The 20,564-nt window shown below is 70.3% G+C and carries 13 protein-coding genes and 1 pseudogene; 7 read left to right on the plus strand and 7 right to left on the minus strand.

Annotated features, from left to right (window positions below; all coding sequences use genetic code 11):
• Window positions 1-6 precede the first annotated feature (6 nt).
• Together IG08_RS0102140 and IG08_RS61100 are read right to left on the minus strand one after the other, a co-directional pair.
• Window positions 7-414, minus strand: a complete 408-nt coding sequence (locus IG08_RS0102140; protein WP_030595452.1) for a Zn-ribbon domain-containing OB-fold protein — start codon at window positions 412-414, stop codon at window positions 7-9.
• A gap of 289 nt (window positions 415-703) precedes the next feature.
• Window positions 704-884: pseudogene (locus IG08_RS61100) on the minus strand (DoxX family protein); the annotation flags it as partial.
• 219 nt (window positions 885-1,103) lie between these two features.
• Between IG08_RS61100 and IG08_RS0102145 the strand changes: the two are divergent.
• The 4 genes from IG08_RS0102145 to IG08_RS0102160 all read left to right on the plus strand — a co-directional run bounded on the left by IG08_RS0102145 (window position 1,104) and on the right by IG08_RS0102160 (window position 8,003).
• On the plus strand, window positions 1,104-2,702 hold the full coding sequence (locus IG08_RS0102145) for a subtype B tannase (RefSeq protein ID WP_043452985.1): 1,599 nt from the start codon (window positions 1,104-1,106) through the stop codon (window positions 2,700-2,702).
• Between the two features lie 238 nt (window positions 2,703-2,940).
• On the plus strand, window positions 2,941-4,152 hold the full coding sequence (locus IG08_RS0102150; protein ID WP_030595456.1) for a flavin-containing monooxygenase: 1,212 nt from the start codon (window positions 2,941-2,943) through the stop codon (window positions 4,150-4,152).
• Between the two features lie 166 nt (window positions 4,153-4,318).
• Window positions 4,319-6,322: a recombinase family protein gene (locus IG08_RS0102155; protein WP_030595457.1), complete on the plus strand. Its 2,004-nt coding sequence runs from the start codon at window positions 4,319-4,321 to the stop codon at window positions 6,320-6,322.
• Window positions 6,323-6,491: 169 nt separating this feature from the next.
• On the plus strand, window positions 6,492-8,003 hold the full coding sequence (locus IG08_RS0102160; RefSeq protein ID WP_052424448.1) for a flavin monoamine oxidase family protein: 1,512 nt from the start codon (window positions 6,492-6,494) through the stop codon (window positions 8,001-8,003).
• 37 nt (window positions 8,004-8,040) lie between these two features.
• Here IG08_RS0102160 and IG08_RS55625 read toward each other — a convergent pair whose 3' ends face one another.
• The 4 genes from IG08_RS55625 to IG08_RS0102180 are packed head-to-tail and all read right to left on the minus strand — an operon-like array spanning window position 8,041 to window position 15,333.
• Window positions 8,041-12,048, minus strand: coding sequence for an SAV_2336 N-terminal domain-related protein (locus tag IG08_RS55625; protein ID WP_052424449.1), 4,008 nt, complete (start codon window positions 12,046-12,048; stop codon window positions 8,041-8,043).
• Complete coding sequence (locus tag IG08_RS0102170; protein ID WP_030595460.1) at window positions 12,045-13,034, minus strand: AAA family ATPase; 990 nt, start codon at window positions 13,032-13,034, stop codon at window positions 12,045-12,047. The genes IG08_RS55625 and IG08_RS0102170 overlap by 4 nt, the downstream gene beginning before the upstream one ends.
• Before the next feature lie 15 nt (window positions 13,035-13,049).
• Window positions 13,050-14,981, minus strand: a complete 1,932-nt coding sequence (locus IG08_RS0102175; RefSeq protein WP_030595461.1) for a VMAP-C domain-containing protein — start codon at window positions 14,979-14,981, stop codon at window positions 13,050-13,052.
• A gap of 34 nt (window positions 14,982-15,015) precedes the next feature.
• Window positions 15,016-15,333 carry a CU044_2847 family protein gene (locus IG08_RS0102180; RefSeq protein ID WP_052424450.1) on the minus strand — a complete coding sequence of 106 codons (318 nt, stop codon included), beginning with the start codon at window positions 15,331-15,333 and terminating at the stop codon, window positions 15,016-15,018.
• Window positions 15,334-15,550: 217 nt separating this feature from the next.
• Here IG08_RS0102180 and IG08_RS0102185 point away from each other — a divergent pair, with 217 nt between their 5' ends.
• The 3 genes from IG08_RS0102185 to IG08_RS0102195 are packed head-to-tail and all read left to right on the plus strand — an operon-like array spanning window position 15,551 to window position 19,240.
• Window positions 15,551-17,776, plus strand: a complete 2,226-nt coding sequence (locus IG08_RS0102185; protein ID WP_030595465.1) for an acetate--CoA ligase family protein — start codon at window positions 15,551-15,553, stop codon at window positions 17,774-17,776.
• Window positions 17,777-17,783: 7 nt separating this feature from the next.
• Window positions 17,784-18,605 carry an enoyl-CoA hydratase-related protein gene (locus IG08_RS0102190; protein WP_078655430.1) on the plus strand — a complete coding sequence of 274 codons (822 nt, stop codon included), beginning with the start codon at window positions 17,784-17,786 and terminating at the stop codon, window positions 18,603-18,605.
• A gap of 41 nt (window positions 18,606-18,646) precedes the next feature.
• Window positions 18,647-19,240, plus strand: a complete 594-nt coding sequence (locus tag IG08_RS0102195; RefSeq protein ID WP_234342790.1) for a flavin reductase family protein — start codon at window positions 18,647-18,649, stop codon at window positions 19,238-19,240.
• Here the strand turns inward: IG08_RS0102195 and IG08_RS0102200 are convergent.
• Window positions 19,237-20,541: an MFS transporter gene (locus tag IG08_RS0102200; protein WP_030595471.1), complete on the minus strand. Its 1,305-nt coding sequence runs from the start codon at window positions 20,539-20,541 to the stop codon at window positions 19,237-19,239. The genes IG08_RS0102195 and IG08_RS0102200 overlap by 4 nt on opposite strands.
• Window positions 20,542-20,564: the final 23 nt, after the last annotated feature.

Here is a 20,564-nt window from a genome sequence, read left to right on the forward strand (position 1 = left end):
GGCCATTCAAGCCGTTGTCCCGTTTCCGCGCGGCCGGAATATCGGCGTCCCGTTCCGGAAGGCGATCTCCAGTTCCATCCCGGCCCGCAGCTCCTCGTGCGGGCAGTCCACGATCTCCGTCATCATCCGCGGGCCCTCGGCGAGATCGACGACGGCGGCGACGTACGGGGTGCGCCCGGAGAAGGGCGGCAGGTCGTTGCGGTGGACGACGGACCAGGTGTAGAGCGCGGCCCGGCCGCTCGCCGGTTCCCAGGCGCCGTCCTCGCTCCAGCAGTGCGGGCAGAACTCGCGCGGGTAGTGGTGGACCCGTGCGCATGCCCCGCAGCGCCGGAGCAGGAGCCGGCCCTGGGCCGCCGCGTCCCAGTAGGTGCGGGTGAAGGCGTCCGCCTCGGGAAGGTCGTAGCGCGCACTCATCGAAAGAACCCCAGCGCGCTGTCCTGCGACCACGTCTCGTCTGGCACGACATCCCGAGCAGGGCCATCATCGAGTTCTGCCCCTGCTCGGCCATGTCGTGGATCATCAGCACGAGTTGAAGCTCTCTCCCGGATGAATCCGGAAGATTCCCTCCTAGGTCGCCCTGGCGGGTTTGACGGGTCATGCCCGTCCGGCGACGATCCTCCCGACCGCCGGGGCAAGTACGAGACTCGCCCTGATTGCTGAGGACTTGGTTGTCGTCCCCTGCGTTGCAGTGATCGTACCAACTGAGTTCCAGCTCGTACGGCGTTCCAGCGATGCTTCGCCGCCACGCCCGCGGCCCAGCCGATCCCGCCGCCCTCGAACCACGTCTTCTTGTCCTTGTGCCGCCAGCTCTCCAGCCACCACAGGCCGAGGCCCATGCGCAGCACGGCCAGCCATTCGGCGCCGCTGAGCCAGATGGAGTCCATGGATCTGACGGTACGTCAGGTAAGCCCTCGCCGGGAACCCCGCGTGATTTCCGTGGGAGAAACCTGTGCGCCCGCCATGAAGCTATGTGTCCACAATGAATCGACCAGAATTGTTGGCAATTTTGTTGGCGGCTGACTACGTTCGCTTGCGCAAGGGAGATCGAGCGACCGAGAGGCACCGTGGTGAAGCACAGGGCAGTCAAGCGCAGGACCGTCGTCATGGGGATCGGTGCGACGGCAGGCGTCGCCGCCGTCGGCGGCATCGCGCTCAGCGCGCAGGCCTCCGACACGAGCAGCGACTCGTCCGCCTCGGACACTCTGGCCTTCGACCCCGACGGCTACACGAAGCTGACGAAGACGATCACCGACACGGACGACGTCGAGCACTCGGTGACGTACCACTTCTGGAAGGCGATCACCTACGTCGCCAACCCCGTGGACGCCACCTACCAGTCGCTCATCGTCAGCGCCCCGGTCGAGATCGACGGCAAGACGGTCGACCCGACGAACGCGCCGATCCTGCTCGCCAACTCCGTCGGCGGGTACATGCCCTCCTCCGTGGCGGACGCCACCGAGGTCGGCGGCGGCGGTTCGGCCATGGGCGGTGGCGGCGGCGCGCCCAGCGGTGCGCCCACCGGCTCGGCCGCACCCAGCGCCTCGGCCTCCACCTCCAACGCGAACGGCAACACCAACGCCACCGGCGGCGCCACCTCCAGCAACCAGCTCCTGGCGCTGGCCGCCGGGTACGTCGTCATCGAGCCCGGCGCCCGCGGCCGTACGCTCAAGAACTCCGACGGCGAGTACTACGGCACCGCCCCGGCCGCGATCGTCGACCTCAAGGCGGCGGTGCGGTACATCAGGTCCAACAAGGGCCGCATCCCCGGCAACGTCGAGCGGATCGTCTCCGCGGGCACCAGCGCGGGCGGCGCCCTGTCCGCCCTGCTGGGCGCCTCCGGCGACAGCAAGATCTACGACGAGTTCCTCAAGGAGCTCGGCGCGGCCGACGCCTCCGACGCGATCTTCGCGACCGGCGCCTGGTGCCCGATCACCGACCTGGAGCACGCCGACGGCGCCTACGAGTGGAACTGGGGCACCAACGACCTCAGCACCGGCAAGCAGGTCGACCAGACGGTCTCCAAGGCGCTGCAGGCGCAGTTCGCCGAGTACCAGGCCGCCCTGAAGCTGCGCGGCCTGAACGGCTTCGGCACGCTGACCGCCCGCAACTACGACGAGTACCTGGTCAAGCAGTACCTGGAGCCGTCCGCGACCAAGTACCTCGCCGACCTGTCGGACTCCGACCGCACGACGTACCTCGCCGCCAACACCTTCATCACCTGGTCCGGCGGCAAGGCCTCCTTCACCTGGGCCGACTTCCTCACCCACGTGGGCGCCCGCAAGAAGGACACCCCCGCCTTCGACGCCTTCGACCTGTCGGCCGGCGAGAACAACCTGTTCGGCGCGGGCACGACCCTGGCCCGCCACTTCACGGCGTACGGCGCGAAGAACGACACCACGGGCCTCAGCAGCAAGCGGGTCGCGAGCGACATCCCCGCGAAGCTCGACCTGATGAACCCGATGTACCACCTGGAGCGGAAGAACCCGGGCCGCTCCAAGCACTGGTGGATCCGCCTCGGCACCGAGGACTCCGACACCTCGCTGACGGTCGCCGCCAACCTCGCCGCCGCCGCGAACGGCCTGGGCGACGACGTCAACCACCTCTACTACTGGGACCAGGGCCACGGCGCGAACACCGACCCGGGCGACTTCATCACCTGGATCGCCAAGGTGACGGGCCACAGGTCGGGCCTCAAGAAGTAGCCCCGCGGGAGTAGCCCGCACCCAAGAACGCGGTACCCGGTTTCCCGTCATGGTTTCCGGACACCGCCCAGCCACGGCGCCGAGCCCCTCCGCCTTTTGCGGGCTCGGCGCCGTGGTGCGTCTGCGACACCTCTACGACACGAATCCCACCCACTCCTCCTACAGGCGTGATCGATCCGAAACCAATTCCGGTCTTGACCGAGACCCATCAACGCAGGCCGTGATTACGCTCGCGCACATGGACGACTCCGCACCCGCCGACTCCGCAACCTCGGACACTCCCGCAGACAGCCCCGACCGTCCCGTGTACGTCATCGGCGGCGGCCCGGGCGGCCTCGCCGTCGCGTACGCGCTGCGCGCCCAGGGCATCCGCGCGGTCGTCCTGGAGAAGTCCGACCGCGTCGGCGCGTCCTGGCGGCGCCACTACGACCGGCTGCACCTGCACACCACCCGGCGCCTGTCGGCCCTGCCCGGACTGCCGATGCCGCGCCGCTTCGGGCGCTGGGTGTCCCGCGACGACGTGGTGCGCTACCTGGAGAAGTACGCCGAGTTCCACGAGCTGGAGATCGTCACCGGCGTCGAGGTCTCCCGCGTCGACCGCTCCCCCGACGGCACCGGCTGGCTGCTGCACGCCACCGGCGGCCGCGAGCTGACCGGCGCCGCGGTCGTCGTCGCCACCGGCTACAACCACACGCCGTACGTCCCCGACTGGCCGGGGCGCGAGGGCTTCAAGGGCGAGCTCGTGCACGCCGGCGACTACCGCAACCCCGAGCCCTACGCCGGCCGCGACGTCCTCGTCGTCGGCGTCGGCAACACCGGCGCCGAGATCGCCGTCGACCTGGTGGAGGGCGGCGCCTCGCGCGTACGCCTCTCCGTCCGCACCGCCCCGCACATCGTGCGCCGCTCCACCGCCGGCTGGGCCGCGCAGTACACGGGCGTGCTCGTACGACGGCTGCCGGTCGGGGTCGTCGACCGGCTCGCCCGGCCCATGGCGAAGCTCAGCGTGCCCGACCTGTCGGAGCACGGCCTGCCCCGCCCCGACACCGGCCTCTACAGCCGGGTCAAGGAGGGCGCGATCCCCGTCCAGGACGTCGGCCTCATCGACGCCGTCCGTGGCGGACGGGTCGAAGTCGTGGCCGCCGTCGAGGGCTTCGAGGACGACAAGGTGGTCCTCGCCGACGGCAACCGCGTCGGCCCGGACGCCGTGATCGCGGCCACCGGTTACGTCCGCTCTCTGGAGAGCCTCGTCGGCCACCTGGACGTCCTGGGCGCCCACGGCAGGCCGGTCGTCAACGGCGGTTACTGCCCTGACAACGCCCCAGGCCTCTTTTTCAGCGGCTACGTCACTCCCATCAGCGGCACCTTCCGCGAACTGTCGATCGACGCGGCGAAGATCGCCAAGGCCATCGCCAGGGACACCGGCCGACAGGTCACGCGGCTCCCCTCCTGACGACGGTCTCTGGACCTCCCTCTGCCGACGCCGCCTCTCTGGGCCGTGACCGAGATCCCGTTCGGTCCACTCGCTGTCAGTGACGTCCCATAAGCTCTGCGCCACATGGGTGACCCCGGCGGTACGCCACATACCCCGGGGTCTGGCCAGTCACGAAGGGACTGACATGACCGAGCTTATGCGCGACCCCAACCCCGCCACGACGGGGACGGAGATCATCGCCCTGGCCTACAAACGGGCCTCTACAGAGGAACAGCTCAAGGGCTACGGGCTCGACGTCCAGGACGATGAACTGCGCACCTGGGAGGCCGAAGACACCAAGCGCACCATCCTGGAGGTCTTCTCCGACGAGGGTGTCAGCGGCAGTCTGGATCGCCGCCCAGCCATGCTCCGCCTGGAGGAGCGGGCCCTGGAAGGCAGAGCAAACCGCATCGTGGTCCCGAACGTGGACCGCGTAGGCCGTACGGCCCGCGCTGCCTTCAACTGGGCCTGGCGCATGCAGGACATCGGCATCCACTTCATCTCCGTCGAGGAGCGCATCGACACCAGCACCGAGCTGGGCTGGACCATGTTCCAGCAGTACGTGTTCTTCTCCGAGACGGAGTGGAACCGCATCCGCCGGCGGACACTGGACGGCCGGAACAAGAAGATCGAGTACGGCGGATGGCCCGGTGGCCCAGCGCCGTACGGCTACCGGATCGAAGGCAAGGGCCGGAAGGGTTCCTTCCTCGTCGTCTGCGAGGGCGAGGCCCGCGTCATCCTCAAGGCCGTGGCTCTGCTCGTCGACGACAAGAAGAGCTACGAGGACGTTGCAGAAGAGCTGAACCGGCTGGAGATGTACACCCGCAGCGGCAAGCCGTGGACGGCCACCAACCTCTACCAGCGCATGCACTCGGAGACCTTCGATGGCTACACCACATACCGCAAGGCCAACCGCGGCCGCCGCAAGAAGGCCACCAGGCTCCACGAGGACGGCACGCCAGTTCACGGCGAGCCCGTACGTATCGCCGTATCGCAGATCCTCACGTCCGACCGGGCCGAGGAGCTGAAGGCGGTACTCAAGAAGCGGTCCATCAACAAGCCCCGTAAACCCGCAGCGATCTACCCCCTCAGCGGCCACATCGCCAGCGACTGCGGACAGGTCTACATCGGAGGAGGGCGGACGGGCCAGCGTGCCTATCGCTGCCAGGGCAACAACTCCGGCAAGTCGGGCTGCGGTTGCACGAACCTGGATGCGACCGAGATCGAGAACGCTGTCTGGTCCAAGGTGACCGAACTCCTCGCAGACGAGGGCCGCCTGAGGGCTCTCGCGGACCGTGAGATCGTCTCCCTCCCCGGCGACCGGGACAAGTACCTGGAGCGCCAGGAGCGCCTGGCCGCAAGGATCGAGAAGCAAGAGAAGCTGATCGAGGACTCCGTACCCGAGTACATCAAGGCGGGCATGGAACCGGCCGTGGCCGCGGCCGCGGTCAGGAAGCTGCTGGAGGAACTCGAGAGCTGGAAGAAGCAGCTCGGAGAGGTACAGCACTGGTTGTCCGAGTACGAGCAGACACGGGCCAGGGCGAACGCCATCGTCTCACTCGCCCACTCCTCCCAAGAGCGGCTGGCGAACCTGGATGCGGCCGACAAGGCCGGAATCTTCGACATGTTCCGCATCGCCGTTCTCCCCGAGAAGGGCCGCTTCGTCAAGCGGCCCGGGGCCCCCTGCACGGTCACTGCCTGGCACCACGAAACCGGCACGCTCGTGCCGCCGGAAGTCAGCGAGACACAGTGGAAGACAGCACGGGAAGTCATCGCTCAGTACCACGGACCCCGGCACTTCTCGATGACCGAACTGGACCTACGGCAGGCCCTGAACGGGATGCTGCACCGTCTCCGCCATGGGGCGGCATGGACCGAGATCGAATTCTGGGGTCACTCAGAGGCTATCCGCCAACGGCAGGGAGTCTGGTTCCGCAGCGGCGCATGGCAGGCCCTCATGGAATACCTGACCACCGACGAGCGGGGGACGGTGGCATACCGGCACCCGACGATTCCGCTTCTGCATGTGGTGAGTGAGATCCGTTCAGGTGTCGGCACCTTCCGCGAGGTGGCGATCGACGCGGAGAAGATCGCGAAGGCCGTGGTCGGGGTCGGCGCGGACCGGCTGTCCCGGCTCCCGCTGGCGTAGAAAACCTCAACTCTCTTATGTACGCCTCCTGTTACGCATGTGTCAGATGTGACAGGAGCGTTGTCGTGCGCCGTCGTACGGGGCCAGAATGTGAATCCTGCTCATCTTTTCGGCTCACCTTTCTGGTCACCTTTCTGGCTCCACCGAACCTCTCGCTCTACGACGGAGGATGCACGTGGCACGCGAAAGACAGCTCCCCCAGCCCTCTCGGCTCTCCCGGCGCTCCCTGATCGGCGGTGCCGCCGCGGCGGCCGGCGCGGTCACCCTCACCGGCACCGCGGCCTCTCCCGCCGCCGCGGCCACCCGCGAGGTGGACGTGGCGATCGTCGGCGGTGGCCTCGCCGGCCTCACCGCGGCCCGCGACCTGGTGGCAGGCGGCAAGACGGTGGCCGTCCTGGAGGCCCGCGACCGCGTCGGCGGCCGGGTGGTCAACCTCTCCCTCGCGAACGGCGGTGTCACCGAGGGCGGCGGCGAGTTCATCGGCCCCACCCAGGACCGCATCAAGGCCCTCGCCGACTCCCTCGGCGTCGCGACCTTCGCCACCTACAACACCGGCAACAACCTCCTCTACAAGGACGGCACGAAGACCCCGTACGCCACCGACGGCCTCCTCGGTTCGGTCCCGCCCATCGACGCGGCCGGCCTCGCCAACGCGGCGATCGTGCAGGCCACGCTCGACGACCTGGCGAAGCAGGTGCCGGTCGCCGCGCCCTGGACCGCGGCGAAGGCCGACGAGTGGGACCGGCAGACCTTCGAGACCTGGCTGCGCGCCAACGCCGTCATCCCGTCGGCCAAGTTCCTCTTCGACGTGGCCTGTACGTCGATCTTCTCGGCCGAGCCCCGCGAACTCTCCTTCCTGTTCGTGCTCTTCTACATCGCCGCCGCCGGCAACGAGTCCAACGTCGGCACCCTGGAACGCCTCACCGAGACCGCGAACGGCGCGCAGGAACTCCGTTTCGTGGGCGGCTCCCAGCTGGTGCCGATCAAGCTGGCGGCGACGCTGGGCGACCGGGTGGTGCTCAACGCGCCCGTGCGCACGATCGCCAAGTCCGGCAGCAAGTACGTCGTGACGGCGGACGGCATCACCGTCACCGCGAAGAAGGTCGTCGTCGCCGTACCTCCGCCGATCGCGGCCCGCATCACGTACTCGCCGCTCCTCCCCGCCTCCCGCGACCAGCTCACCCAACGCCTCCCGATGGCCTCGGTCGGCAAGGCGATCGCGATCTACGACACCCCCTTCTGGCGTGCCGACGGCCTCAACGGCCAGGTCGTCAGCGACACCGGCGTGGTCAGCTCCACCTTCGACAACTCCCCGCCCGACGCCTCCTACGGCGCGCTGATGGGCTTCATCGAGGCCGACGAGGCCCGGGCCTACGACGCGGCGAGCGAGGCGGAGGTCAAGGCGGCCGTACTGAAGGACTACGTGACGTACTTCGGCGCGAAGGCCGGCTCGCCGACCTCGTTCGTCCTGCAGCGGTGGAACAACGAGGCGTACACGCGGGGTGGGCCGGTCTCCATCGCGGCGCCCGGTGTGCTGACGCAGTACGGGCCTGCTCTGCGCACGCCTGTTGGCGGTATTCACTGGGCGGGGACTGAGACTTCCGTCCACTGGATGGGGTTCATGGACGGGGCTGTGCGGTCGGGGGAGCGGGTGGCCTCGGAGGTGTTGGCGGTGCTGTGACGTGGCCTGAGGCCCGGGTTCCGGTGGGACCTGGGCCTCAGCCAGAGGTCGTCCAGCCCGGGGGCAGTGTCGCGGGCGGCCCCGGAACGTCTTCAGGACGGAATTCGACGGGAGCGGGAGCGGCAGGCAGGACGCGGTGGTGGCGCCTGACCATGTGCATCTCCATCTGGTCGAGGAGACGGCGGACGACGCGGGCATCGCCGGAGCCGGACGGGTCGACGAGGCGGGCGGCGTCCAGCCAGGCGGCGGCGCGGGCCGGGACACCGGGAGCGAGGGTGTAGTTCCGCTTGGCGGCCGTACGTCGGAGGATCTCCACCAGGTCCGCGGTGTCGTAGGGCGGGAAGCGGACGTGGGTGCCGAAGCGGGAGGACAGCCCGGGGTTGGCGGCCACGAAGGCGTCCATCTGCTGCGGATCACCGGCGACGATCACGCACAGGCGGTCCCGCTGGTTCTCCATCTCGCGCATCAGGGTGTCGATCGCCTCGGCCCCGAAGCCGCCGTCGCCTCCCATGGGCTCACCCAGGCTGTGGGCCTCGTCGATGTACAACACGCCGTCCAGAGCGGCCTGCACGGCCTGCCTCACCAGCGGCGCGGTCTGGCCGGCGTGGGGAGCCACCAGGTTGGCAGGGGTCACCTCCACGCAGTGCCCCCTACGGAGAATTCCGCGATTGTTGAGCAGCCTCCCGACGAATCGGGCCAGCGGGCTCTTGCCCGTTCCGGGCAGCCCCGTGAACAGCAGATGCGGTGGGGGACCCTCGTTCAGGGCCCGGTCCTCGCGCAGACGTCCTTCCAGATCCTCCAGGACCGCCCGGAACCGGCCCAGCCCTGTGTAGTCGTCGACTTCGGCGAGCAGCACGGACGGGGCGGGCGTGGGGCGGGGCAGATAAGCACGGTAGTACTCCGGGATGTCGTCGACGGTTACCAGCGCACCGACGTCCCCTCCCACCCGGCTCGCCCACCGGCTGACAACGGCATCGGCGAGGGCGCGCATGTCATGGGCGTTGGCGAAGTCCTCGTTCCTCGTCCGGTGCATTTCCGCGACGATCTGCCGCAGCCGGTCCACGGCCTCCTCGGCAAGCCGCAGCCGATAATCCTCGATACACCCTTCCAGGATCGTCATCAGGGTGTCCGGGTCGAGATCGGGGAAGTCGATGAAGTCCTGCACCGGGAACCTGCTCACGAGCCCGGAGTTGGCCTCCAGGAACTCCCGCCTCTTCTTCGGAGATCCGGCGATGATCACGACCAGCCGCCCCCGGTCGTCCTCCATTCGTTCGAGCAGCGTGTGGATCGCCTCGCCGCCACCCCCCCCAAGCTGGTCGGCGAGTTCGTATGCGTCGTCGATGAACAGAACCCCGTCCAGGGCACTGTCGACCAGGCGGTTGGTCAACGCGGCGGTCTGGCCGGCGTATTCGCCCACGACATCGCTCATCCGCGCTTCGACGAGGTGCCCGCGGCTGAGCAGGCCCAGGTCACGGCAGGTCTCGCCGACCATCCGTGCCGCGGTGGTCTTCCCGGTGCCGGGGTTGCCGGTGAACACCAGGGCCCTGAGTTCCTCGGCCACCTCGGTATCGGTCCGCAAGTGCTCCAGGAACCGCTTGACCCCTTCGAGCCCCGGCATGGAGTCCAGCCGATCCGAGAGACCACGCCGCTCGGCTGTCTCGCGCGGCGCAGCCAGACCCCCCAGTTCGTCCAGAAACTGACGGGCCGTAGGACGACGGCCCGGGTCCACGTCAAGGCACCGCGCGATCAGCGTACGGAGGCCGCCCAACTCGTCCAGCAATCCCGACAGGTCGCGTTGATGGGGCGCGAAGACACCGCCACGCGTGGCCTCACGCAGAAGAATCGCCCCCAGCCCGTACATGTCGAACGAGGGATCCAACGCCTCGTCCTGCGCATACCCCTCGGGCGGAAAATACCCGGTCGCGCGTTCCCGGTACTGCGGATAGGCATGGGGCCGCCCGTCGAACTGGGCGTAGACCCAGCTGATGAGCACCACCGTGTCGGGCACGACGAGCACAGCGTGAGGCGAGAGGTTGCCGTGGACGACACCAGCCGTATGCGCCCGGTCGAGAGCTTCGGCAAGTCTGCGGGCCAGCTGGGACAGGGAGTGGAAATCGTCGGCGGGCCCGTTGCTCGACCAGGGAACGTCGACCAGGTTGTGCGCCGCACGGCTCGAGATCGAGGTGACGTAGCCCATCGCCAGCCAGGTCGGTGAGACCTCCCCGTCGACGGCGAGAAGCGGCGGCGCGTACTGGCCGGCCATACGGCGCAGCGCCTCCGCCTCCACCCGCAGCAGCTCCTGGACCACCTCGGGTTCCAGGTCTGTGCCGTTCGGCCGTGTCTTCACCACGGCCCGGTTGCCGTCGGCATCGACGCCGAGGTGCACGTCGGAGAAGTCCGCGATGGTGATGAGCCCCGTCAGCCGGTACGGATCAGGCGCACCGTGAACGTCGGCGGCGGCCGACGACGTAACCCGCCCGATGGGCGCCGCCAGCCCCGCCCGCACAAGCGCCTCCTCCCGCAGCCGCGCCCAAGGAATCCCGTCGGCAGCCAGCCCCTCGCCGCCACCGGAGTCGGGAAGCAGCCCCGAAACCCGCCCGCCCACACCACCCCCACGTTCCACGAAGCCGGACACCTCGCGGAGGATCTGGTCCACCTCGTGCGCCCGCAGCGACTCCAGCAGAACCGCCCGCACCCCGGGCAGGAAGTCGTGCGGGACGTCCGCCGGCGCGGTGGAGCCGTCACCCATCACCGGGGTGATGAGGCCGCTGAACATGACCTCGGCCAGCACGGTGGGCGGAGTCCCCGGCAGCATGGCCGCCTGCACGACCCGCATGATGGCCACGGTCAGCGGCACGGCGGACAGACAGGCCAGCAGCCTGAACGCCTCCGGTGTGGCGGTGGCGTGGAAGTCCTGGAGGCGCCGGGTCGGCGACCTGTCGTCGGCGACGGCCCGCGGCGGCCCGGGGTCGGCGGCGAGGAGCGTGACGGCGGCATCGGCGACCGGTGTTCCTACTCCGCCCAGCAACTCGGCCCAGGGCCTGAGCCACTCCGGGCTCAGCTCCAGCACGGGGACGGGGATGCTGCCCTCGGGCAGTTCACGCTTGCCGCGCCGGCGTCCGCTGTACACCAGATCCGTGTTGGCGGCCGAGAGAGGCGCACGACGCAGTCGGGCTGGGACGGCCGGAAGCGCGGTACGGCGCCAAAGGCGTTCCGGCAGCGCCTGGAGCACGACGAGAGGACCGGCCGCCGCCCACTGCCGCATCGCCTCCCGGACGGAGGGGTCCTGCCAGCCGGGCGCCACCCCGTCGGTGAGGACGAGCACCAGCCGACGGCCTGACGGGTCGTGGATCTCGGACGCGCTCCGTATCCGGTCCGGGCTCGGGGCAGGATGCGCGCTCAACCCCGCCGACCCGTCAGCCCGACTGTGCAGATAGCGCAGCCGTACGTCGCGGAAGGCCCCCAACTGGATGAGCAGACGGTGCACTTCACGGACCAGGGGCGTCCAGAGCAGCAGGCCGGTCGGGTGACCGTCGACCACCAGGACGGCGTCGAGCCAGCGTTCGGCCGCCGGTCGCAGGACGGGCAGCAGGGCACCCTTGCGGTGCGGGACGGACCGCTGGGCCATGGATTCGAGGGTGGCTTCCTCGTCGAACTCGCCGGCCTGCCGCGAAGGAACCCGGCGCTTGAGCGGCCGTAGGGCGCGCAGCAGCTCCAGTTGGCGGGGCAGGAGCGGATCGGCGGCCAGCCGTACGGGGCTGGCGGACAGCGGGGAGGAGCCCGAACTCCGGGTCGCCGCCGGGGCGTAGACGGGGACCGTCGGCGGAGCATCCGGCGGTGGCGCCTGCTCGCCCGGGAGCACCGGGATGGTGTCACCTGTCCTCTCGGCCGGTACCTGCGGGGACTCGGCCTCCCGTACGTCTTCGGCAGCCGGGGTGGGGGCGGCGGGAAGTCGGGTCGCGAGCCAGAGGATCTCGGCGATCTCCCTCGGCGTGGGGTCCAGCCCGAGCCCTGAGAGGACGGACCGGAACGGCTCCACGCTCATCGGCGGTCCTGGTTGAGATATTGCAGGACGAGCTCGGCGATGTGGCCACGGTCGGCGGGTGCCTCGCCGGCCGCGTGCCGGGCCAGATAGACGGCCTGCAGAAGCTGGTCGGTGGCCAACTCCCCCTTGCTGCGCCGCTCCAGGAAGAGGTCGATGAGCTTCTCCGCGTGTGGAGCCGTCTCGCCCAGGTGGGCATGGACGATGGCCCGCAGCCGGTCGGGGCTGGGCGCCGGAAGGTGCAGGCGCACACAGCGGCGCAGGAAGGCGGGCGGGAAGTCACGCTCACCGTTGCTGGTGAGCACCACGAACGGGAAGGCCCTGCAGCGCACTCGACCGGCGGTGACCGCCACCCGGTCGCCGTCGTCCGCGGGGCGCACCTCCGCGTCGGCGAGTGTGTCGGCGACCCGCGACAGCTCGGGGATCTCGAAGATGCCCTCCTCGAACACGTCCAGCAGGTCGTTGGGGAGATCGATGTCGCTCTTGTCGATCTCGTCCACGAGCAGGACGCGGGGCAGGGAGTAGGGCGCCATGGCGGTGCCGAGCGGCCCCAGCCTGAAGTACCGGCCGACGTCGACGGGGGTGGCCGGGGACGCGCTGTCGACTTCCTCGAGGCGGCCGATGGCGTCGTAGCGGTAGAGGCCGTCCTTGAGGGTGCTGCGGCTGGTGATCGGCCACCGCAGGACCGAGCCGAGCCGCAGTTCGTGGGCCACCGCGTAGGCCAGGCTGGACTTCCCCACTCCGGGATCGCCGGTGACGAGCAGCGGACGCCGCAGGTACAGGGCGGTGTTGACCATCTCCACCGCGTGCCGGTCGGCCTGGTAGGCGGCGGCCCGCAGGGGCCAGCGGGCGGAGAGGCCGTAGTCGTGGTCCCGGTCGAAAGGGGTCGGCTCGTCCGTGTAGAAGACCCGCCAGGGCGGCGGCTCGGGCAGATCCGCGATGCCGTCGTGGGGGTCGCCGGTACCGCGGTAGATCAGCCAGTCACTCATCGGGCGTTCCTCTTCCTACACGTAACGCAACGGGGCATCCGGGAGCCGCCGCTCGGGGTCGTCCCACAGCAGTACAAGGTCCTTGGCGTGGTGTCCGCCCGCCGGTGCGGCCGCGGCCTTTCCCCGGAGCTGCCGCACGCGTTCAGGCCACTGCGAAGGCGCGGCGACCGCCACATCGGTGCGCAGGCCGGAGAAGAACGCCTCGGCGGGGCAGGACCCGGCGTCCTCGCTGTCGGAGCAACCGCGCGGGATCCGGTGCGGGCATCCGGAATACGCGGAAGCGGAGCAGTGGTGCGCTTCGGACCGACGCCACAGGATCACCGGGACCCCCGACGCGAGCGCGACCTCCAGCACGGCCCCGGACGAGGGGTTGCGCAGGGAGCCGGCGAGCACCAGCGCGGCCAGCGACGGCTCGGACTCGATCCACCCTTCGAGCATCTCCTGGTCCGCCTCGTCGTCGCAGGCGAGCGCCATCGCCGGTCCGCCCGATGTGACCTGGGCCGTGAACCGCTGCCAACGGCTCCGCCAGTACTGGTGGAGTTCGTCGTCGTCGAACCGCTCCAGGTCGCGCAACACCACCGGATGTTTGCGGCCCAGGCTGGACCAGGCCTTGCCGGCCCAGGGCTTCCACTCGTCGAAGTCCTGCTCCATGAGCTCCTGGGGAACGATCAGCTCCACCATCACGGGGTCGCCGCCGGAGCCGCCCAGCATGGTCAGTTGCTTCGGAAGCAGGCTCCGCGCCTGTGCCAGCGCCTCCTCCAGGGGAAGCGCCTCCGACTCGTCGTCCGCGGGCGAGATGGCGTCCGGGCCCTCGTAGCGCCACATCGCCACGTGGTAGCGGCTCGGGTCGACCGTGGACGGTCTGAGGCGGATCATCACGGACCGCGGGACGCCGATGGGGGTCCCCCCGCTCGAGCGAAGTCGAGAGTGGGGGAGGGTGTGCGGGGCCTTGAGCTGCTGGGCCAGGTCGTGGCGGTCCAGTCCCAGTGAGGCGCCCCACATCTCGATCCAGTAGCGGAGCCGCTCGGCCGGGGGGCCGGACAACTCGCGGGCGACAGCGGCGGCGTACAGGAGGGTGCGGCGCTCTGCCACCATGAGTGCCTGCAACTCGCTGATGACATCGCGGTGTTCGTGCAGGGGAAGCCGAGGCGGGCTCGCGTAGGGCCCGGCAGCCTCGCGGAAGGCCGGCAGAAGGCTCTCCGGCGCAGGCGCGGGAGCGGCGGCCAGCAGGCCGAACAGGGTGCGTTGCGTGCGCGGCGGGAGCGTCGCGCGCTCGCGGGGCGCGTCCTGGTGCGCCGGGACGTCGGGCCATCGCGGATCCACCGCGTGAAAGGTGTCATGGGCCCGCACCAGTGCCCGGTACGCGGTCGGGTCGAGGCAGCGCAACGCCCCCACGGGCGTGGCCAGACCGCCCATGTCCGTGCTGTCCATCCGCGTGGCCTTCACCACCGCGCAGACCCCGCCGGCGCTCGGGTCCAGCACCGGGCCGCCCGACATGCCCGGGGTGACCTCGTCCTGCTTCAGCCGGAGCATCAGTCCGCCGTCGAAGAACTGGTCGCCCTGACAGGTGAAGGTGGAGGTGACGACCTCCGGTTCATAGCGGTACTTGTCGGAGTGCCCGGCGGAGGTCAGCTGCTGCCCGCCCAGGGGAATCCGGTCGTGCAGCCAGGCACAGGGGTGGTCCCCGGGCGGATCCTGGAGTTCCACGATCGCCAGATCGGGATACGGCCACAAGCCCTCGGCGGTGGGAGCGGGCGAGGCGGCCAGTACGGTGCCTCGGAGTTGCCTCCCGTGCCAGAACAGCTCTACGGGGCTGCCCGTGACCCCTGCGACGTGGGCGCAGGTGACGACGTACCCGGGCGCGGCCAGGAATCCGCTTCCCGCTGTCCTGCCCCGGACCTGGACGAGGCAGTCCTGTGCGGATCTGATCAGCTGTGCCGACGGCATGGACCGGTCCCCGGTTCGAGTCGAGAGCGCCTCGTCACTGCTGCGCCCCGCCCTCCGCCGACCCGTTGCTCCACGAAAGGGTCACCTTGACGGCCGCGGTGCCGCTCGTCCCGGCCAGCGCGGCGACCAGTCCCTCTTTCCCCAGGGACAGTTCGACTCCGAACTCCACGCTCACCTCGTCGGGCGCCGCCTGCGCCACGGCGTCGCGGACGTTGGCGGCCACCGATCGCAAGGTCGTCTCGAACCCGCGCAGCGCCCGGGCCCCGCCGTCGAAGAGGCCGGAGTCCTGCGGCCCGCCGGGAGATTCGATCTGTGCCCAGATCGCCTGTCCGTCCGGTAGCTGCACTTCCATCAATTGCCGCATATCCCCCGCCCAGCCCTGTACCGGTGTAGCCGGCTTCCACGATAGAGGCGTCGCGCGCCGGACCGCAGGGCAATCACAGGTCCCCTACACACGTCCGGCGAGTCGGTCGAATTAAGGCCTCACCACCCGTTCCTGACATCCAGTCAGTTCTGTAATCTGACAGGGCGTCAGTTATTTGTGCTGTCACACAGGAGCGGGCGGACCGATGCTTGGATCAACCCACGGCACCCTCACCACCGACTCCCGCCGGGCCCGGGTCATCGCTTGCGGTGAGCAACCCGGGCCCGCCGTCCACGGCCGGCCCGCGGAGGTCGACGATCTCGACGTCAGCGGCCGGGCGTTGTATGCAGGCGTCCCCGATCTGGACCGCTTCTTCCGGCCCGAGTCGGTCGCCGTGATCGGCGCCTCGGACGCCGAGGGCCGGCCGAACACCGGTGTCACAAGGCAGTTGATCGCCTGGGCCGAGCGGGTCGGGGCGCGCCTGTTCCCGGTGCACCCGAGCCGACCGTCCGTCTTCGGCATCCCCTGCTCCCCCTCCGTCGCCGACCTGCCCGAGCAGGTCGATCTCGCCGTACTGCTGGTCGCCGATCCCCTTCCGGTGATCGAGGAACTGGCCGAGGCCAAGGTGAAGTTCGCGGTCGTCTTCGCCTCCGGGTTCGCGGAGACCGGCGACGAGGGCGTGATCGCCCAGGCCCGGCTCACCGCCGCCGTCCGGGAGTCCGGGATGCGGCTGCTGGGCCCCAACACCAACCTCAACGCCTTCGAACGGTTCCGGGACGACCTCGACGGTCCCGCGATCGCCCTCATCACCCAGTCCGGTCACCAGGGGCGGCCCGTCTTCGCCCTCCAGGAACTCGGCATCCGCCTCTCCCACTGGGCGCCCACCGGCAACGAGGCCGACCTGGAGACCGCGGACTTCCTCTCCTACTTCGCCGAGCAGCCCGAGGTCGGCGCCATCGCCTGCTATGTCGAGGGGCTGAAGAACGGCCGCTCCTTCCTGCTCGCCGCCGACCGGGCCGCCCGCCGCGGGGTGCCGGTCGTCGCCGTCAAGGTGGGCCGCACCGAGACCGGCGCCCGCACCGCCGCCTCGCACACCGGCAAGCTGACCGGCGCGGACGCGGTGGTGGACGCGGCGATGCGGCAGTACGGCGTGATCCGCGTCGACGGTCTCGACGAACTCCAGGACACTGCAGCCCTGTTGGCCCGGGCCAGGCCACCCCTCGCCGAGGGCGTCGTCGTCTACTCCATATCCGGCGGCACGGGCGCTCACTTCGCCGACCTGGCGACGGAGGCGGGGCTGCCGCTGCCGGTGCTGTCGGACGCCAAGCAGGCCGAGCTGCACCAGTGGATACCGGAGTACCTGAGCGTGGCCAACCCCGTCGACAACGGCGGCCACCCGGTCGGCGACTGGCGCGGGCGGAAGATCATCGACGCGATCCTCGACGACCCCGGGGTGGGCGTGCTGATCTGCCCGGTCACCGGGCCCTTCCCGCCACTCAGCGACCGGCTCGTGCAGGACCTGGTGGACGCGGCGGAGCGGACGGACAAGCTGGTGTGCGTGGTGTGGGGCTCGCCGGTCGGCACCGAGCCGGCCTACCGCGAGGTGCTGCTCGGCTCCTCCCGCGTGGCCACCTTCCGTACGGTCGGGAACTGCATCACCGCGGTCCGCGCCTACCTCGACCACCACCGCTTCGTGAGCAGCTACCGCTCCCCCTTCGACGAGGCCCCGCGCACCCCCTCGCCCTCCTTCCGCAAGGTGCAGGCACTGATGCGCCCGGGCCAGCAGCTGAGCGAGCACGCGGCGAAACAGCTGCTGCGGGCGTACGGAATCCGGGTGCCGCGCGAGCAGTTGGTGACCAGCGCGGCGGCGGCCGTACGCGCTGCGGGCCTGGTGGGCTACCCGGTGGTGATGAAGGCGTCCGGCGCGCAGATCGCGCACAAGACCGAGCTCGGCCTGGTGAAGATCGGGCTGACCTCGGCCAGCCAGGTCCGGGACGCCTACCGGGAGTTGACCGACATCGCCCGCTACGAGGACGTCTCGCTGGACGGCGTGCTGGTGTGCCAGATGGTCGAGCGGGGCGTCGAGATGGTCGTCGGCGCCGCGCACGACGAGCTGTTCGGGCCGACCGTGACGGTCGGGCTCGGCGGTGTCCTCGTCGAGGTGCTGCGGGACACCGCCGTACGCGTGCCGCCCTTCGGGGAAGAGCAGGCGCGGGACATGTGCGCCGAACTGCGCGGGCGGGCCCTCCTCGACGGGGTCCGGGGGCGCCCCCCGGCGGACCTGGACGCGCTCGTCGAAGTCGTCCTGCGGGTGCAGCGCATGGCGCTGGAGCTCGGGGACGACCTCGCGGAGCTCGACATCAACCCGCTGATGGTGCTGCCTCGGGGGCAGGGCGCGGTGGCGCTGGACGCGTTGGTGGTGTGTCGCTGAGATGAACATGCCCGATTCCCCCCAAGAGCCCGGAAATTCCCTTGCGTCATTGATACGGCACGCCACTGACAATCACGTCTGCCGCATCACCCTCAACCGGCCCGAGGCCCTCAACGCCATCAACCCTGACCAGCGGGAACACATCATCCAGCTGCTCGGCGACGCCTCCGGCGACCCGGACGTACGGGCCGTGGTGATCACGGGGACGGGCCGTGGTTTCTGCGCGGGCGCGGACCTTCGAAAGGCCCCCGCGGTCAGGGATCCTGTCGCCGGTGACGTCGCCCGCACGATCCGGCTCGGCGCCCAGCGCCTGATCGCCGCCGTCCTCGACTGCGAGAAGCCGGTGATCGCCGCGGTCAACGGCACGGCGGCCGGTCTCGGCGCGCACCTGGCCCTGGCCTGCGACCTCGTCCTGGCGGCCGAATCCGCCCGGTTCATCGAGGTGTTCGTACGGCGCGGACTCGTGCCGGACGGCGGCGGCGCCTATCTGCTGCCCCGTCTGATCGGGCCGCAGCGGGCGAAGGAGCTGATGTTCTTCGGTGACGCGCTCACCGCCGCGGACGCCGAGCGACTGGGCCTGGTCAACCGGGTCGTACCCGATGGGGAATTGGACAAGACGGCCCGGGAGTGGGCCGCACGCCTCGCCACCGGCCCCACCCGCACCCTCGCCCTCACCAAACAGCTCGTCAACGCCTCCTTGGACGCCGATCGCACGACCGCCTTCGCCGCGGAGGCCGCCGCGCAGGAGATCAACATGACGACGCAGGACGCCCAGGAGGGCGTGACCAGCTTTGTGGAGCGGCGGAACCCGAAGTACAGGGGCCGCTGACCTTCCAATCTGACGAACCGTCAGCTTCAATGGTTGACGTGATGGGACAAGCAGGCATGGCCGAGGCCGCCGTCCGCTACCTCCGGTCGGTCGGCGCGGCGCCCGTGGAGCCGTTGCCGCGCCCCGAGCTGCGCTGCGTCGGCGAGGACGAGCGCGCGCCGGTCGGGCAGGCCGAGTTCCGGAGGGTGCTGGGGAACTTCGCGACGGGCGTGGCCGTGGTCACCGCACCCGCCGCCGACGGCGAGGACGGCCCCGCCGGCTTCGCCTGCCAGTCCTTCTCCTCCCTGTCCCTCGACCCGCCCCTCGTCTCCTTCATGGTCGGCCGTACGTCGACGACCTGGCCCCGCATCGCCCACGCCGGCGTCTTCTGCGTCAACGTCCTGGCGGCCCACCAGGGGGAGCTGTGCCGTGGCTTCGCGGTCAGCGGCGCGGACAAGTTCGCGAACGTGCCGTACGACGCGGCGCCCGTGTCCGGCTCCCCCCGCCTCGCGGGCACGCTCGCGTGGATCGACTGCACGATCCACGCGGTGCACACGGGCGGGGACCATCTGATCGTGGTGGGGCGGGTGGACGCGCTGGGGGCGACCGAGGAGGACGAGCAGCCGCTGCTGTTCCACAAGGGGCGGTTCGTCTAGGCGAGCGCGGGTCCCGGATCGGGCCGCCGTCGGATCACCAGCGCCATCAGCGCCGCCACCGCGCACAGCGCGCCCGCCGCGTACCAGACCATGTCGTACGTCCCGAACACGTCCCGCACCACACCCCCGAGGAAGGCCACGAGCGCCGCGCCGACCTGGTGGGAGGCCAGCACCCAGCCGAAGACGATCGCGCTGTCCTCGCCGTACTGCTCCCGGCACAGGGCGACGGTGGGCGGGACCGTGGCGACCCAGTCGAGGCCGTAGAAGACGATGAAGAAGAGCATCGGCGGGTGGACGCTCGGGGCCAGCAGCACGGGCAGGAAGAGGAGCGAGATGCCGCGCAGCGCGTAGTACGCCGCGAGCAGCCGGCGCGGATCGAAGCGGTCGGTGAACCAGCCGGAGGCGATCGTGCCGACCACGTCGAAGACACCGATGACGGCGAGCAGCGAGGCCGCCGCCGTGACGGGCATGTGCGCGTCGTGGGCGGCGGGCACGAAGTGGGTCTGGATCAGGCCGTTGGTGGAGGCGCCGCAGATCGCGAAGGTCCCGGCGAGCAGCCAGAAGGGGCCGGTGCGGGCGGCCTTGAAGAGGACCGTCACGGCGCGACGGGCGGCGCCCGGCACGGGCTCGGGCTTGGGCACGAACTCCTTCGCGCCGTACGGCTTCAGGCCCACGTCGGCCGGGTGGTCTCGCAGCAGCAGCCAGACGAAGGGGACGACCGCGAGGGCCGCCAGCGCCACCGTCACGGCCGCCGGACGCCAGTCGTGGGTCTCGACCATCCAGGACAGCACGGGCAGGAAGATCAGCTGGCCGGAGGCGGAGGCGGCGGTCAGGATGCCGGTGACCAGACCGCGCCGCTCGGTGAACCAGCGGTTGGTGACCGTCGCCGCGAAGGCCAGCGCCATCGAGCCGGAGCCCAGTCCGACCAGCAGACCCCAGCACAGCAGCAGTTGCCAGGCCGCCGTCATCCACACCGTCAGGCCCGAGCCGATCGCGATCACGGTGAGCGCGATCGCGACCACCCGCCGGATGCCGAAGCGGTCCATCAGCGCCGCGGCAAAGGGCGCGGTGAGCCCGTACAGCGCGAGGTTGACCGAGACGGCCGCCCCGATCGTGCCGCGCGACCAGCCGAACTCCGTGTGCAGGGGGTCGATGAGCAGCCCGGGCAGCGAACGGAAGGCGGCCGCGCCGATGATCGTCACGAAGGTGACGGCGGCGACGAACCAGGCACGGTGGATGCGAGTACGGCGCTCGGGGCGGGGCGCCTGGTCGGTGGCGGTGGCGTCGGTTGTCTGCGTCACGTCAACGAGCTTCGGGCCTACGA

Source organism: Streptomyces fulvoviolaceus, from assembly GCF_000718165.1.
GTDB classification, from domain to species: Bacteria; Actinomycetota; Actinomycetes; order Streptomycetales; family Streptomycetaceae; genus Streptomyces; species Streptomyces fulvoviolaceus.

Excerpts from the sequence above, each read along its gene's own strand:
- IG08_RS0102180 (WP_052424450.1), bottom strand. The coding sequence starts at position 15,333 with ATGGAAGTGCAGCTACCGGACGGACAGGCGATCTGGGCACAGATCGAA.
- IG08_RS0102195 (WP_234342790.1), top strand. The coding sequence starts at position 18,647 with ATGGGACAAGCAGGCATGGCCGAGGCCGCCGTCCGCTACCTCCGGTCG.
- IG08_RS0102155 (WP_030595457.1), top strand. The coding sequence starts at position 4,319 with ATGACCGAGCTTATGCGCGACCCCAACCCCGCCACGACGGGGACGGAG.
- IG08_RS0102185 (WP_030595465.1), top strand. The coding sequence starts at position 15,551 with ATGCTTGGATCAACCCACGGCACCCTCACCACCGACTCCCGCCGGGCC.
- IG08_RS0102190 (WP_078655430.1), top strand. The coding sequence starts at position 17,784 with ATGCCCGATTCCCCCCAAGAGCCCGGAAATTCCCTTGCGTCATTGATA.
- IG08_RS0102160 (WP_052424448.1), top strand. The coding sequence starts at position 6,492 with ATGCACGTGGCACGCGAAAGACAGCTCCCCCAGCCCTCTCGGCTCTCC.
- IG08_RS0102140 (WP_030595452.1), bottom strand. The coding sequence starts at position 414 with ATGAGTGCGCGCTACGACCTTCCCGAGGCGGACGCCTTCACCCGCACC.
- IG08_RS0102175 (WP_030595461.1), bottom strand. The coding sequence starts at position 14,981 with ATGCCGTCGGCACAGCTGATCAGATCCGCACAGGACTGCCTCGTCCAG.
- IG08_RS0102170 (WP_030595460.1), bottom strand. The coding sequence starts at position 13,034 with ATGAGTGACTGGCTGATCTACCGCGGTACCGGCGACCCCCACGACGGC.
- IG08_RS0102145 (WP_043452985.1), top strand. The coding sequence starts at position 1,104 with ATGGGGATCGGTGCGACGGCAGGCGTCGCCGCCGTCGGCGGCATCGCG.
- IG08_RS55625 (WP_052424449.1), bottom strand. The coding sequence starts at position 12,048 with ATGAGCGTGGAGCCGTTCCGGTCCGTCCTCTCAGGGCTCGGGCTGGAC.
- IG08_RS0102150 (WP_030595456.1), top strand. The coding sequence starts at position 2,941 with ATGGACGACTCCGCACCCGCCGACTCCGCAACCTCGGACACTCCCGCA.